This window comes from Blautia hansenii DSM 20583 (assembly GCF_002222595.2).
In the GTDB taxonomy this organism is placed as follows: domain Bacteria; phylum Bacillota; class Clostridia; order Lachnospirales; family Lachnospiraceae; genus Blautia; species Blautia hansenii.
On sequence record NZ_CP022413.2, the window covers coordinates 2167701 to 2181214 of the forward strand.

Consider the following 13514-nt stretch of genomic DNA (forward strand, 5'->3'; position numbering starts at 1 on the left):
CCTCCTGTTTTTCATGTTCTTTTATATTTTACTTCTTGCTTAAAGCCAGAAGCATTTCTCTGATAATTTTTCCTGCTGCGGCTGTGGAAGCCCCGCTTTGGTCGTAATGAGGGCTTAACTCATTGACATCACAGCCCACCACATTTGCTTTTTCGCATACTGATGTGGCAGCCCTTCTAAGCTCGTCAAAGCTTACCCCGCCCGGCTCCGGTGTTCCTGTCCCCGGAAATACGGAAGGGTCCATAACATCTAAATCTACGGTAAAATAAACAGGTTTCCCCTTTAATTCCTCTAGCGCTTCTTCCAGACCGTCAAAGGAGAATTTCTGCATTTTCACATGCTCCTTTGCCCAGTAAAATTCATCTCTGTCTCCGGAACGAATTCCAAACTGATGAATTTTACCGTCTCCTGTCATTTCCCAGCATCTGCGCAGTACACAGGCATGGGAAAGCTTTGCGTCTAAATATTCTTCTCTTAAATCCGCATGTGCATCAAAGTGAATAATGCAAACCTCAGGATATTGCTCCCATACGGCACGAAAAGCACCCAAAGTCACCAGATGCTCACCGCCTACCATAAACGGCAGCTTTTTATCTTTTAAAATCAACGCTGTGCGATGATAAATATCCGTAAGAGCGGATTTCGTATTTCCAAAAGAAAGCTCTAAATCTCCGGAGTCCATAATTTTACAGTCTCTTAAATCCTTATCCTGATAAGGACTGTAACTTTCCAGACCGTAGGACTCATGACGGACTGCGCTACTGCCAAACCGTGTTCCCGGTCTAAAAGAGGTTGTGGAGTCAAAAGGCGCTCCGAAAAGCACAATTTCCGCCTCATTGTATTCCTTATCACATTCTAAAAAAGTTTCTATATTATTTTTCAACATCTTTTAACAGTTCCTCCACGTATGCGGGCAGATAAAATGCCCCTTTATGTAATGTAGTGGTATAATAATGCGTTTTTATTCCTCTTTCATTCCAACGCTTTTCGTCCAAATCTCTGAGAGGGTGATACTTCTTAGATGCAAAACCAAACAGCCAATGTCCGGAAGGATAAGTAGGAATATGTGCCTGATAAATTCTGCTGATTGGAAAGGACTCTGTAATATTCCTGTGCGCCCGCTGACAGGCAAGAGCATCTTCCTCGTAGAAAGGACTTTCATGCTGATTTACCATAATGCCGTCTTCCTTTAAAGCTTTATAGCAGTTGCCGTAAAATTCTCTTGTAAAAAGTCCTTCTCCCGGTCCAAATGGGTCGGTGGAGTCCACAATAATCAAATCATATTCCTCTTTGCAGCGGCGGATGAATTTCAGCCCATCTTCGTAGAAAATATGCACACGTTCATCCTCCAGTCCGCAGGCCGTGTGAGGAAAATATTCTTTGCACACCTCTACCACCATTTCATCAATTTCCACCAAATCAATTCGTTTGATTTCCTCATATCTGGTAAGCTCTCTTACCACGCCGCCGTCTCCTGCGCCGATAACCAGTATATTTTCCACATGAGGATGTACTGCCATAGGAATATGGGTAATCATTTCATGGTAGATAAATTCATCCTTTTCTGTAAACATCATATAGCCGTCTAATGTGAGAAATTTTCCGAATTCCGGTGACTCAAAGACATCAATTCTCTGGAACTCACTCTGCCCGCTGTATAACTGTTTATCCACACGGATAGAAAATTTCACATTATTTGTCTGTTTTTCTGAAAACCATAAATCCATATTAAACTCCTTTCAGCACATTCAAATAATTGATTTCTGCATCCTCAGGGCCTGTAATGGTACAGCCCTTTTCCTTTGCATACTCAATATGCTCGATAATCTCTTTTGTCACTCTTTCTCCTGGCGCTAAAATAGGAATTCCCGGCGGATAACACATAACAAACTCACTGCAAATAAAGCCGATTGCGTCTCGCAGTGTTTTGGACTCCTTTTCTGCGTAAAAAGCTTCCTGAGGAGATACTGCCACCTGAGGCGGAATATATTCCTGCTCAATTAAATCCACCTTTGTCTTGCCAAACCGCCTTGCAACCTCAGAAAGAGAAGACACCAATCGCTCAATATCACGTTTTCTGTCTCCGATAGACAAATATGCCAAAATATTTCCAAAATCTCCGAATTCAATCTGAATGTCATATTCATCCCGCAGCAAATCATAGACTTCAATTCCCGCAAGTCCTGTTTCCAAGGTATGAATAGAAAGCTTTGTCACATCAAAATCATACACACTGTCCTTGTTTATGATTTCCTTGGAAAATGCGTAAAAGCCCGGAATTTCGTTAATCTCTTTTCTGGCATATTCTGCCAGCTCAATGACCTTTTCAAAGGTTTCTCTGCCTCTCAATGCCAGATTTCTTCTGGAAATATCCAGACTGGACATCAAAAGATAAGAACCGCTGGTCGTCTGCGTCAGATTGATAATCTGTCTTACATGTCCTTCCGGCATATTCGGTCCGATTAAAAGCAGAGAGCTCTGCGTCAGACTTCCTCCCGATTTGTGCATGGAAACTGCTGCCATATCTGCTCCTGCATCCATAGCGGAAACAGGAAGCTTGTCTGAAAAATAAAAATGCGTTCCGTGCGCCTCATCCGCCAGACAATACATTCCGTTATCATGTGCCAGCTTTACAATGGACTGAATATCAGAGCAAACGCCGTAGTAGGTAGGATTGTTTACTAAAACTGCCTTTGCATCGGGATTTTCCCGAATTACCCTTTCCACATCCGCCACAGACATTCCAAGAGGAATTCCAAGACGATTGCTGCACTGTGGATTTACATACACAGGCACTGCTCCGCACAGTACCATTGCCGTAAGCACGCTTCGGTGCACATTCCTCGGAAGAATAATTTTCTCTCCTCTTTTTGCAACCGATAAAATCATGCTCTGCACCGAAGAAGTTGTCCCCCCTACCATCAAAAAAGCGTGGGCCGCATGAAAAGCCTCTGCTGCCAGCTCCTCTGCCTGACGGATAACGGAGACCGGATGACAAAGATTGTCAAGAGGTTTCATAGAGTTTACATCTAAATTCATACAGCGATCTCCCAAAAGACGCTCCAGCTCCGGATTTCCCCTTCCTCTTTTATGTCCCGGCACATCAAAGGGCACGACTCTCATCTTTCTGAATTTTTCTAAAGCCTCATAAATCGGGGCACTTTCCTGCGATAACTTTTCCATTTCTGCCTCCTTTTATCAGACTGTTTTTCCGATAAAAATTTCTGTCATTTCTTTCTTTAAACGATTTTCTATATCCTGTTTCTTTTCTTTTGAAAGTTCCTCTATATTTGTATTAAATAAATAATCATCTAAACAAATTTTTTCCCGCACCATTTTCGTATGGAATAAATTCGCTTCCGGTACGTTGATATCCACAGCGTTATATTCTTTTAAAGTTTCTTTATCAATATATTCCTGAATAGAATGAATTTCATGGTCCATAAAGAGCTTCTTTCCCTTTAAGCTTCTTGTAAAGCCTCTTACCCGATAATCCATGGTAATTACGTCCGAGTCAAAAGCTCCGATAAGGTAATCCAGAGTGGAAAGCGGTGTAATCTCCCCGCAGGTAGACACATCAATATCCACCCGAAAGGTTGCCACACAGGTTTCCGGATGATACTCCGGATATGTATGTACTGTCACATGGCTTTTATCTAAATGCGCCACATGAGTTTTTCCCATAGGAACCATAGTCTTTTCCGCAATCAAGATAGTCACAGATGCTCCCTGCGGCTCATAATCCTGCTGGGAAATATTCAATATCTGTGCACCTATCATCTGTGTTAAATTTGTCAAAATGGTAATCAGTCTATCGGAATTATACATATCGTCAATGTATTCAATATATTCTTTCTGGTCTTTTTGCGTTTCCGCATAGCATATATCAAAAATATTAAAGCTCAGGGATTTTGTTAAATTATTAAAACCATACAGCTTCAGTTTTTCACTCATAATTCCATTTCCTTTCAGCAGTGCTCTTCTCCCGAAGCATTTTTATTGTTTCATAGAACGCCATTCCCATGAAACAATAAAAACGCCACAGGTGCTGTATTTCTACACATCACCTGTGGCTGTATTTCGCAAAATATCCAACGATATTCATTTCGTCCCATTTTCTTTTCTCTAAGGGTTCGGAATGACGAAAGTTTTAGAGTCTATATAGCAAATATCTTACTTTTACTACTCTTATTGACCGTTTCACAAGTTGATGTGCACCTTTTGTGCACTGGTTGTAAAGTTACCAACTTATAAAATTTGAGCTTTTAACTCAATCAATAAGGCAACAAGCGTTGCCAATCGGCAGTTGCCCCGGCTGTCCGTATGGCCTTAACCCGAAGGTGGGCAAAAAATATTTGCATGGAACCTCTGTCGAACTTTGTATCCCATAGCCTTCTTAATATAGCTGATTTTAATTTTTTTGTCAATAGATTTGGCACTTAAATGGACACAATAATTCCTCCGTCATTTGCATACATACTGCTGACTCCCGCAGTGTCTAAAACAACGACATCCTTGACTTCAATTCGCTTTAAAATCTCTTCTTTTACGATTTCTGCACGAGAAGCACAGTTGCAGTGGGTAATTGCCAAAACTTTCTCTGCACTGTCCTTAGCATTTTCCACAACATAATCCACCATTTTTACAAGAGCCTTGTTAATTCCCCTTGCCTGATCCAGCTGTGCAATAGTCCCCTCCGGTGTGCCGTTCATAACCGGTTTAATCTTTAAAGCGCTTGCCACAAAAGCTTTCATATTGCTCAGTCTTCCGTTCTTTCTCAGTGTTTCCAGATTTTCCAATACAAAATAAATATTCTGTGACTGAATATACTCTTCAACGGTTTTTATTACCTGCTCAAAGTCCATTCCTGCTTCTTCACATTCTTCGATTTTCATGGCGATTAAGGTCTGACCTGCGGAAGCAGAACAGGAATTAAAAACATGTACCTTCTGCTCCGGTTTATCTTCTGAAAGAAGATTTTTTCCTAAAACCGCACTGTTATAAGAACCGCTCAAATTAGATGAGAGTGTTACTGCATACACATGCTCCGCATCACAGTCAAATGCCTGACGATATCTTTCCGGTGAAGGGCAGGAGGATTTGGGACATTCCGGACACTGTGCCACTTTCTCTAAAAACTCTGCCTGATTAAAGCTTTCGTCATCTACAATATCTTCGCCCCCAACGGTCAATGTCAAAGGAATACTTTCAAATTTTTCATCTGTTTTCCATCTGTCTAATAATTCGCCGCAGCTATCTATTACAATTTTATATTTCATTTTTCATAACCTCTTTATGTAGTTTTTAATACCATTTCTTATACTACCACAAAACTACTTATTTGAAAAGGTTTTTTCCTAAAACACTGGGATTTTTTTTCATTTTCGTTTATACTGTTCTTATCCTTTCTTCCATACGGAAAATTTTTATAGAAATGAGGAATTTTTTATGATTGCATTACAGGTGCAGGATATAAAAAGCTTTATGTCAAAATTATTGATTGGTACTGATTTTGATGCTTTCTGGCTGTCAGAAGCGACTGTCACTACCTCCATTACTTATACCTTAGACGGACTTCTCCATCTTGATTTTTTCGATACACAGGAAGCAGAACTGTTGCAGGCAGAAGGTCGTGAATACACACTTTGGAAAGACATCAAGCCCTTTTGTTTTTCCATCATGAAAGGAAAAAAAACACCTCTTCACTTTAAAATTGTATTCATGCTCTCAAAAAAAAATACAGAAAAACTTTTACTGGGAAACCGTGTTCCTCTCTCTATTGATGATATTTTCGGTCTTTTCGTAAATTTCCAATACGACGGAACACATTTAACCTGTACTACCGGAACTTCTGTAAAAACCTTTACTCTTGATAAAACCTTAGATCATGTATGGGATGAGCTGGTTCAAAAGTTTTTCAGGCAGCAGCAAATCCCCTACGAAATTTTATAGAATTAGGAGACTGACTTATGATACAGGATATCGGAACACATTGTTATCACAACGAATACATACCTGTTCCGCCAAAAGAACAGGACTTTATTTTATGTTATAAGGAAAAAAACGTTTTAGTGAAAAAAACAAAGGACAGCTTTTTGCTACCACGTTTCTGTGACATTCCAAATTGGGAAACAGAGCCGTACATTTATTTATTTTCCATTGATGAGCATCATTTTTATATGCTTCCAAAAATGCAGCCTTCTCTTTTGTCTGATTTTATTTTTGAAGATTTGGTTATCTTTCGCAGCCAGCAGCCAAAAGAGCTGTGTTTTGCACTGATTACAGGCTTTCATTTATTTTCTTGGTATGAAAGCCGCAAATTCTGCGGTAAATGCGGTGAAAAACTGCTTCACGATACAAAAGAACGCATGATGTACTGCCCCCATTGTCATAACACAGAATATCCCAAAATTTCTCCTGCCGTCATTGTAGGTATTCGAAATAAAAACAAGCTCTTACTTTCAAAATACGCCGGAAGAAATACTACACGTTATGCCTTGATTGCGGGATTTACGGAAATCGGTGAAACACTGGAAGACACAGTAAGAAGAGAAATCATGGAAGAGGTTGGACTGAAGGTAAAAAACATTCAATATTACAAAAGCCAGCCGTGGGGACTTTCCGGCTCTGTTTTGTCAGGATTTTTCTGTGATTTAGACGGTGACGATACCATCACCTTAGACCGAGAAGAATTGTCCACTGCCCAGTGGTTTGAGAGAGAAGACATTCCTTATGATGACTATGACGTAAGCCTTACAAGGGAAATGATGATACAATTTAAAAAAGGACTCTATTAAAAAATAACAAAAAGAGACTGTCTTTTAAATATTCCGAATGAGCATTTAATGTAACAGTCTCTTTTATATAATTATCTTTTATTTTGCCAGAAGCAGCATGATTTCATTGCTTCTTGTCACAAATTTTGTCATTTCTTCCGGTGTCAGCTGTCTGTGGCTGATTAACGCCAAATCATATAACTGTTCGCACAGAATATCCACGTTTTCATTTTCTTTATTTTCCAGAACATACTGTACCAGTTTATTATTTGCATTTAATACCAGTGTTTCCTGTCCGCCGAACATAGATGGGTCCATGCCGTACATATTGTACATTTTCATCATTTCCTGCATACGACGGTTTTCTTCGGAAATTGTCATCATGGAAGATACTTTATCGTTTTTCAGGCTTTCTACCTTAATTGTCAGATTTTCTTTCTTTAAAGCTTTCTTAAAGATTTCAGATAAAGTCTTTGTTTCTTCCTCTAAGTCTTTTCCTTCTTCTTTTACAGCGTCTGTTACATCTGCATCAATACGAAGGAATTTGACATTTTCTTTTACCTGTTCTACATGAGAAATAAACGGAGAGTCAATGTTGTGCTTCAGAATAACCGCATCCTGATTTTGTTCTCTGAACATATTGATATACTGGCTCTGCTGTACTTCATCGGTTACATAGTAAATACTGGTTTTTTCAGGTTCTTTTTTCGCTTCTTCTTTTGCTTCCTCAAGAACCTCTTCTTTATTTTCCTCTGCAAGAACTTCCTGCTCTTCCGGTGTTTCTGCTGTATTTTCTTTGATGCAGTCTTCCAGTGTCAGATATTTTCCGTCAATATTCTTATAGAGAATATAATCCATCATTCTCTCAGAGAATTTCGTATCTTTTAAGCAGCCGAATTTAATAAACGGGTTGATATCATCCCAGTATTTTTCATAATTTTCTCTGTCAGTTTTGCACATACCGGAAAGCTTGTCTGCCACTTTTTTGCTGATATAATCAGAAATTTTCTTTACAAAACCATCGTTCTGCAAAGCGCTTCTGGATACATTAAGCGGTAAATCAGGACAATCGATGACACCCTTTAACAGCATTAAGAATTCAGGAATAACTTCTTTGATGTTATCTGCAATAAATACCTGATTATTGTATAATTTAATTGTACCTTCAATGGACTCATATTCCATGTTGATTTTTGGGAAGTATAAAATGCCTTTTAAATTAAACGGATAATCCATGTTCAGATGTATCCAGAACAATGGCTCTTTATAGTCCATAAATACTTTTCTGTAAAATGCTTTGTACTCTTCTTCTGTACATTCATTTGGATGCTTCATCCACAGCGGATTTGTATCGCTTAAAGATACCGGACGTTTATGGATTTTTACCATTTCTTTTGCAGGAGAAATTTCTACAACCTCTTTTTCGCCGTTTTCATTTTCTTTTTCTTCTGTTTTTGCATCTTCGTGAATATGTTCTACAATAATATCGTCTTCTTTTACCTCAGACTCTTCAATGGTTTCATATTCCTGCGGCGCATTTGCTTTAGAAAGGAAGATTTCTACCGGCATAAAGGAACAATATTTTTCAATAATTTCTCTTGCACGATATTCATTGGCAAATTCTACGCTTTCTTCATTTAAGAACAGCGTAATCTCTGTACCCACTTCTGTTCTGTTTCCATCTCCGATTTCATACTCTGTACCGCCGTCACTGGACCAGTGAACCGCAGTTGCACCTTCTTTGTAAGATAAAGTATCAATCTGTACTTCATCTGCCACCATAAACGCAGAGTAAAATCCCAGACCAAAATGTCCGATAATCTGGTCTTCATTTGTTTTATCTTTATATTTCTCTAAAAACTGTGTTGCACCGGAAAATGCAATCTGTGTAATGTATTCTTCTACTTCATCTGCGGTCATACCAAGACCTGTATCAATGAATTTCAAAGTCTTTTCTTCCGGATTTACAATGACCTGAATTTTATTTTTATGGTCTTCCGGAAAAGTGTATTCTCCCATAACCTCCAGTTTTTTCAGTTTTGTAATGGCATCACATCCATTTGAAATTAATTCACGGAAGAAAATGTCATGATCGGAATACATCCATTTTTTAATAATCGGAAGGATATTGTCACTGTTAATTGATAAAGTACCACGCTTGCTAGCCATGATAAAATACATCTCCTTTTTCATTCTTATATTGGGAAACGTTTCCCTGCCTAAACACCATAATAGTCCCCAAAGAAATAAAAGTCAAGAGAAAATTAGCACTCAATCATATTGAGTGCTAACAAAATTTTATAAACTTTCTTAAATAATTCTAAACTTCTTATTTTTTCTTTGCTGCAATAAAGATATTCGGCGGATTTTTATGGAGATTGACAATTTCCAGAACTTCAAAACCGTTTTTCTGGATTTTCCGCATCAGACTAATGGGTGTATCAAAAGCTACATAAGGCATCAGATGTAATTTACTTTTCCAGAATTTTTTCACAGAGTCTTTGGATAAATTTCTTCCCAGACAGTCTGTGGCAGAAAGAAAAATACCGCCAGGTTTTAAAATCTCATATATTTTCTTTAAAACCTCATCCTGATTTTTCATATACAACAGCACATTGTACGCCGTCACCACATCATAGCTTTCCGGCTCTATTTCCATTTCCGTCAATTCTCCCATGGAAAAGGTAATATTATTCTTTGACAATTTTTCTGCTTTTTCTCTGGCTTTTTGGAGCATATCTTTAGAAATATCCGTTGCCGTGATTTCTTTTACATATTTTGAAAGAGGAATGGTCGCTGCGCCGGTGCCGCAGCCAATCTCAAAAACTCTGTCCTCCTCCTTTAAAAATGTCGCAGAACGTTTCACAGTTTTTCTGTAAGCATTTTCATATACTGATAAAACCTGCTTATCGAATACTTCTGAACGCCTGTTCCAAAATGCAGGAGCTTCAACCCTTGTATTTTTCATCCTTATCCCTCCTTGATCACTTCAAAAACAAACGCAGCAATTTCTTTTTCCCATTTGTATACGGCTGATAACGAATAGGTAAATCGACTCCCTGATATTTTTTCACAATACTTTTCGTATGACTAAAGGTATCAAAGCTTTTTTTTCCGTGATAGCTTCCCATACCGCTTGCACCTACACCGCCAAATCCCATTCTTGATGTTGCCAAATGAATAATGGTGTCGTTAATACAACCTCCTCCAAAGGATACTTCCCTTAAAACCCTTTTCTCTGTCTGCTTTCTTCCTGTGAAAAGATACAATGCAAGAGGTTTTTCCCCTTTTTTAATAAAATCCTCTGCCTCCTTTAAATCTCTGTAAGTAAGCACAGGCAGCACCGGTCCGAAAATTTCTTCCTGCATAATGGGTGACTTTTCCGTAATATCATCTAAAACAGTAGGGGCAATAAACAGCCTTTCTTTATTCCCAAAGCCGCCCTTTATAATATGTTCTCCTTCCATAAGCTTCATAATGCGCTCATAGTGTTTTTCATTAATGATTTTAGGATAATCCTGATTTTTCATCGGCTCTGCCGAAAACACTTTATCAATCCAGTATTTTAAATATTCTAAAAATTCTTCTTTTACAGTTTCCTGTATCAAAAGGTAATCAGGAGCTACACAGGTCTGTCCGCTGTTTAAATATTTCCCAAACACCAGACGTTTTGCTGCCAGCTTTAAATTTGCTGTTTCGTCTACAATACAGGGACTTTTTCCACCCAGCTCTAAAGTAACAGGCGTGAGATTTTGGGCAGCCTTTTCCAGAACAATTTTTCCCACTGCCTTGCTTCCCGTAAAGAAAATATAGTCAAATTTCTGTTCTAAAAGCGCTGTATTCTCTTCTCTGCCGCCTTCCACAGCTGCCACAAATTCTTTCGGAAAAACAGCGGAAAGAATTTTTTTAATCACTGCCGAGGTGTGCGGTGCATAAGCAGAAGGCTTTACCACACAACAATTTCCCGCTGCAACAGCGCCGATTAAAGGCTCCATACAAAGCATAAAAGGGTAATTCCAAGGGGCTATAATCAGCACTGTGCCATAGGGCTCGACAGCTTCAAAGCTTTTTGCAGGAAACTGCGCCAATGGTGTCAAGGCACGTTTTTCCTTCATCCAGCCCTTTAAATGCTTTTCTGCATAGTTCAGCTCGGAAAGTGTCATTCCCACTTCTGTCATATAAGCTTCAAAATCTGATTTTCCCAAGTCCTTATACAGGGCTTCTTCGATTTCTTTTTCATAATATAAAATTGTTCGTTTTAAGCGAAGAAGAGCTTTCTTGCGAAATTCATAAGCTTTTGTCCTGTTTTTTTCAAAAAAAGCTTTTTGCCTCTCTGCTATGCAGTTTATTTCCATGAGCCGTCACCTCACTAGCCTTCTACAATTAAATACTGTCCGTTTGGAAGAGGAAAGACTTCACTGGCATCCTCCAGCTCTTCCAAGGTCATTCCGTCTACATCCATGCCGTTTTCTTCAAAATATTCCTTTACTTCGGCTAAAGAGTCTACCACAACTGCCATGCAATCCTCTAAAAACGCCTCCGCCTCTTCCTCTGTCTCCGCTACCGGCTCTGCAAATAACTGCTCCTGATTTTTCAAAAAAGTTACCAGACATTCTTCACTATATTCATTCATTCCAATTTCCTCCTTGTTGAATTATTTTTTCTAAAACGGTTTCTACCCGTTCTGTTTCATATTTTGCTGTTTCTTTTACTTCTTCTTTGGCATTGCTCACGGCAAAGCTATAAGTAACCTCATGGAGCATTTCCAAATCATTTAAGTTATCTCCAAAAGCCGCACAGGCGTCTGCGGAAATAAGAAAATGCTTCTGCAAAACTCGAATTCCTTTTCCCTTATCCGCACTCATCGGCATCATATCCAGCCATGCGTGACCGGAGGTTACCACAGTTGCCTGACTTCCGAAAAGCTTTTTCCAATAAGGCAGCATTTCTTCCAGTCCGCTTTCCCTGTACATGGATATTTTCAAAATATCTTCTTTTACTTTGAAAATATCATCTACCACTGCAACCTTGCCTTTTACTGTCTGAAGCATATAATCTGCAAATGCTTTTCTTTTCGGCTGAATATAGTAGGATTTTTCTCCGGAAACAATAATTTCCATATCCTCTCTATTCAGTATGCTATGCGCCATTTCTTCTGCTAATGCCCGTTCAAAAACATCTTTATGTAAAATTTTTCCTTTATACACAACCATTGCCCCATTTTCACAAATATAAGCAATGTCATCTTTTACAGGCTCAAATAAGTTTCGTAAAACTGCATACTGTCTTCCGCTGGCAGCCGCAAAAAGAATTCCCATTTCTTTTAACTGTTTTATCTGCTCCACTGCTTGTAAAGACAGCTCTCTTTTCCCATTTTGAAGAAGCGTGCCATCTATATCACTGGCAATCAGCTTTAACATACTTTCCCACTCCCTGCTATTTCTTTTTTGCGGTTTCAAAAATTTCCTGTGGCGTATCTACAATTTTATCTGCATGATGTTCCACCAGTTCCTGTCTTGGACGAAAACCCCATGTTACGCCGATGGTATACATACCTGCCGCTTTTCCCGTATCCATATCTGTATTGGTATCTCCACAGTAAAGACATTCCTCAGGTTTTACGCCAAATGCCTCTGCAATAGCCAAAGCTCCCACCGGTGACGGCTTTCTGGGAATACTTTGTGTCTGTCCCTGTACTTTATGAAACATTTCTTCTCCGAAAATTTTATTCACTACCTCTATGGCTGCTTCATGAGGCTTATTAGACAATACCGCAATTCTAATATTTTCTTTTTTTAACTCTCCTAAAAGCTCCAAAATCCCGTCAAAAGGTTTCACATGATAAAATGGATTTTGTGCAAATTTCTGACGATATACAGTGCGTATCTGCTCATAATCTGCCGTATCACCTCCCGGTGTATCTGCCAACATCCTCCTTACCAGCTCATCTGCTCCATCTCCTGCATAAAAATTATAATTCTCCACCGGTAGCGCAGACAATCCAAATTCCTCCAAAACCTGATTTCCTACATAGGCCATAGACTCCACAGTATCTGCGATTGTTCCGTCTAAGTCAAATATACAAGCTTTATACATCTTTACCATTCCCTACTTTCTATTCCCATATTTTTTAATTCCTGATACAATCTTGCCAGTGGCAGACCTACTACATTATTATAATCACCGCTGATTTCCTTAATAAAGACTGCCGATTTTCCCTGAATACCATAAGCCCCTGCTTTATCCATAGGCTCCCCAGTATTCACATAACTTCTGATTTCTTCATCTGACATAGGGTAAAAAACTACTTTCGTTTTCTCATGAAACGTCTTTTTTCTGTTTTCGTTTCCCTCTCTTGCCATAATTGTCACACCTGTATAAACTTCATGTTCCCTTCCCTGAAGACTTTGAAGCATCTTTACAGCGTCTTTTTGCGAAGACGGTTTGCCCAATATTTTTCCTTCACTTGCGACAACCGTATCCGCCCCAATCACAAGAACATCCCCTAATGACTTTTCATAAATATCGCTGCATTTTAAATAAGACAGCTCCTCTACTGCCTGCCCCGGCTGTTCCGTGGTAATTTTCTCCTCTGCCTGACTGGGGATAACTGTAAAGGGAATTCCTCCCTGCTCTAAAAGTTCCCTTCGTCTGGGAGAAGCACTTGCCAGTATAATTTTCCTCATGTTTTTCTCCTTTAAAGAAATTCCCACTTTATATTCTTTCAATTCTTAGTAT

General features: G+C 39.1%; 14 protein-coding genes. 2 read left to right on the top strand and 12 right to left on the bottom strand.

All coding sequences use genetic code 11. The annotated features are described in order from the left end of the window. Nucleotides 1-28: 28 nt before the first annotated feature. The 5 genes from speB to CGC63_RS11030 form a co-directional block, all read right to left on the bottom strand. On the bottom strand, nt 29-886 hold the full coding sequence (gene speB, locus CGC63_RS11010; protein WP_003019755.1) for an agmatinase: 858 nt from the start codon (nt 884-886) through the stop codon (nt 29-31). Next, nucleotides 873-1727, bottom strand: coding sequence for a polyamine aminopropyltransferase (gene speE / locus CGC63_RS11015; protein ID WP_003019752.1), 855 nt, complete (start codon nt 1725-1727; stop codon nt 873-875). Before speE ends, speB begins: the two co-directional genes overlap by 14 nt. A 1-nt stretch (nt 1728) precedes the next feature. Beyond that, complete coding sequence (locus CGC63_RS11020) at nt 1729-3183, bottom strand: aminotransferase class I/II-fold pyridoxal phosphate-dependent enzyme (RefSeq protein ID WP_003019750.1); 1455 nt, start codon at nt 3181-3183, stop codon at nt 1729-1731. A gap of 15 nt (nt 3184-3198) precedes the next feature. Continuing rightward, nucleotides 3199-3954: an adenosylmethionine decarboxylase gene (gene speD, locus CGC63_RS11025; RefSeq protein WP_003019747.1), complete on the bottom strand. Its 756-nt coding sequence runs from the start codon at nt 3952-3954 to the stop codon at nt 3199-3201. A 485-nt stretch (nt 3955-4439) separates the two neighbouring features. Then, nucleotides 4440-5279, bottom strand: coding sequence for a DegV family protein (locus tag CGC63_RS11030; protein ID WP_003019742.1), 840 nt, complete (start codon nt 5277-5279; stop codon nt 4440-4442). A 169-nt stretch (nt 5280-5448) separates the two neighbouring features. Here CGC63_RS11030 and CGC63_RS11035 point away from each other — a divergent pair, with 169 nt between their 5' ends. Both CGC63_RS11035 and nudC read left to right on the top strand, forming a co-directional pair. Next, on the top strand, nt 5449-5952 hold the full coding sequence (locus tag CGC63_RS11035) for a DUF5721 family protein (RefSeq protein WP_003019739.1): 504 nt from the start codon (nt 5449-5451) through the stop codon (nt 5950-5952). A 17-nt stretch (nt 5953-5969) separates the two neighbouring features. Then, nucleotides 5970-6797 carry an NAD(+) diphosphatase gene (gene nudC / locus CGC63_RS11040; RefSeq protein WP_003019737.1) on the top strand — a complete coding sequence of 276 codons (828 nt, stop codon included), beginning with the start codon at nt 5970-5972 and terminating at the stop codon, nt 6795-6797. Nucleotides 6798-6875: 78 nt separating this feature from the next. On the opposite strand, the gene htpG is transcribed toward nudC, so the two are convergent. The 7 genes from htpG to CGC63_RS11075 form a co-directional block, all read right to left on the bottom strand. After that, complete coding sequence (htpG, locus tag CGC63_RS11045) at nt 6876-8945, bottom strand: molecular chaperone HtpG (protein WP_040351088.1); 2070 nt, start codon at nt 8943-8945, stop codon at nt 6876-6878. A 160-nt stretch (nt 8946-9105) separates the two neighbouring features. Further along, the gene (locus tag CGC63_RS11050; protein WP_003019732.1) at nt 9106-9744 is read right to left on the bottom strand and encodes a class I SAM-dependent methyltransferase; all 639 of its coding nucleotides are present in this window, start codon (nt 9742-9744) and stop codon (nt 9106-9108) included. A gap of 16 nt (nt 9745-9760) precedes the next feature. Beyond that, nucleotides 9761-11131, bottom strand: coding sequence for an aldehyde dehydrogenase (locus tag CGC63_RS11055; RefSeq protein ID WP_003019729.1), 1371 nt, complete (start codon nt 11129-11131; stop codon nt 9761-9763). Nucleotides 11132-11145: 14 nt separating this feature from the next. After that, nucleotides 11146-11409, bottom strand: coding sequence for a hypothetical protein (locus CGC63_RS11060; protein WP_003019727.1), 264 nt, complete (start codon nt 11407-11409; stop codon nt 11146-11148). Next, nucleotides 11402-12196, bottom strand: a complete 795-nt coding sequence (locus CGC63_RS11065; protein WP_009246371.1) for a Cof-type HAD-IIB family hydrolase — start codon at nt 12194-12196, stop codon at nt 11402-11404. Before CGC63_RS11065 ends, CGC63_RS11060 begins: the two co-directional genes overlap by 8 nt. Before the next feature lie 16 nt (nt 12197-12212). Then, nucleotides 12213-12872, bottom strand: coding sequence for an HAD family hydrolase (locus CGC63_RS11070; RefSeq protein WP_009246372.1), 660 nt, complete (start codon nt 12870-12872; stop codon nt 12213-12215). 2 nt (nt 12873-12874) lie between these two features. Beyond that, nucleotides 12875-13462: a Maf family protein gene (locus CGC63_RS11075; protein WP_009246373.1), complete on the bottom strand. Its 588-nt coding sequence runs from the start codon at nt 13460-13462 to the stop codon at nt 12875-12877. Nucleotides 13463-13514 lie beyond the last annotated feature (52 nt).

What these genes read in the sequence shown, in the direction of transcription:
- speB (WP_003019755.1), bottom strand. Translation starts at nt 886, where the DNA reads ATGTTGAAAAATAATATAGAAACTTTTTTAGAATGTGATAAGGAATAC.
- CGC63_RS11020 (WP_003019750.1), bottom strand. Translation starts at nt 3,183, where the DNA reads ATGGAAAAGTTATCGCAGGAAAGTGCCCCGATTTATGAGGCTTTAGAA.
- nudC (WP_003019737.1), top strand. Translation starts at nt 5,970, where the DNA reads ATGATACAGGATATCGGAACACATTGTTATCACAACGAATACATACCT.
- CGC63_RS11030 (WP_003019742.1), bottom strand. Translation starts at nt 5,279, where the DNA reads ATGAAATATAAAATTGTAATAGATAGCTGCGGCGAATTATTAGACAGA.
- CGC63_RS11070 (WP_009246372.1), bottom strand. Translation starts at nt 12,872, where the DNA reads ATGTATAAAGCTTGTATATTTGACTTAGACGGAACAATCGCAGATACT.
- htpG (WP_040351088.1), bottom strand. Translation starts at nt 8,945, where the DNA reads ATGGCTAGCAAGCGTGGTACTTTATCAATTAACAGTGACAATATCCTT.
- CGC63_RS11075 (WP_009246373.1), bottom strand. Translation starts at nt 13,462, where the DNA reads ATGAGGAAAATTATACTGGCAAGTGCTTCTCCCAGACGAAGGGAACTT.
- speD (WP_003019747.1), bottom strand. Translation starts at nt 3,954, where the DNA reads ATGAGTGAAAAACTGAAGCTGTATGGTTTTAATAATTTAACAAAATCC.
- CGC63_RS11050 (WP_003019732.1), bottom strand. Translation starts at nt 9,744, where the DNA reads ATGAAAAATACAAGGGTTGAAGCTCCTGCATTTTGGAACAGGCGTTCA.
- CGC63_RS11060 (WP_003019727.1), bottom strand. Translation starts at nt 11,409, where the DNA reads ATGAATGAATATAGTGAAGAATGTCTGGTAACTTTTTTGAAAAATCAG.
- CGC63_RS11065 (WP_009246371.1), bottom strand. Translation starts at nt 12,196, where the DNA reads ATGTTAAAGCTGATTGCCAGTGATATAGATGGCACGCTTCTTCAAAAT.
- CGC63_RS11055 (WP_003019729.1), bottom strand. Translation starts at nt 11,131, where the DNA reads ATGGAAATAAACTGCATAGCAGAGAGGCAAAAAGCTTTTTTTGAAAAA.
- CGC63_RS11035 (WP_003019739.1), top strand. Translation starts at nt 5,449, where the DNA reads ATGATTGCATTACAGGTGCAGGATATAAAAAGCTTTATGTCAAAATTA.
- speE (WP_003019752.1), bottom strand. Translation starts at nt 1,727, where the DNA reads ATGGATTTATGGTTTTCAGAAAAACAGACAAATAATGTGAAATTTTCT.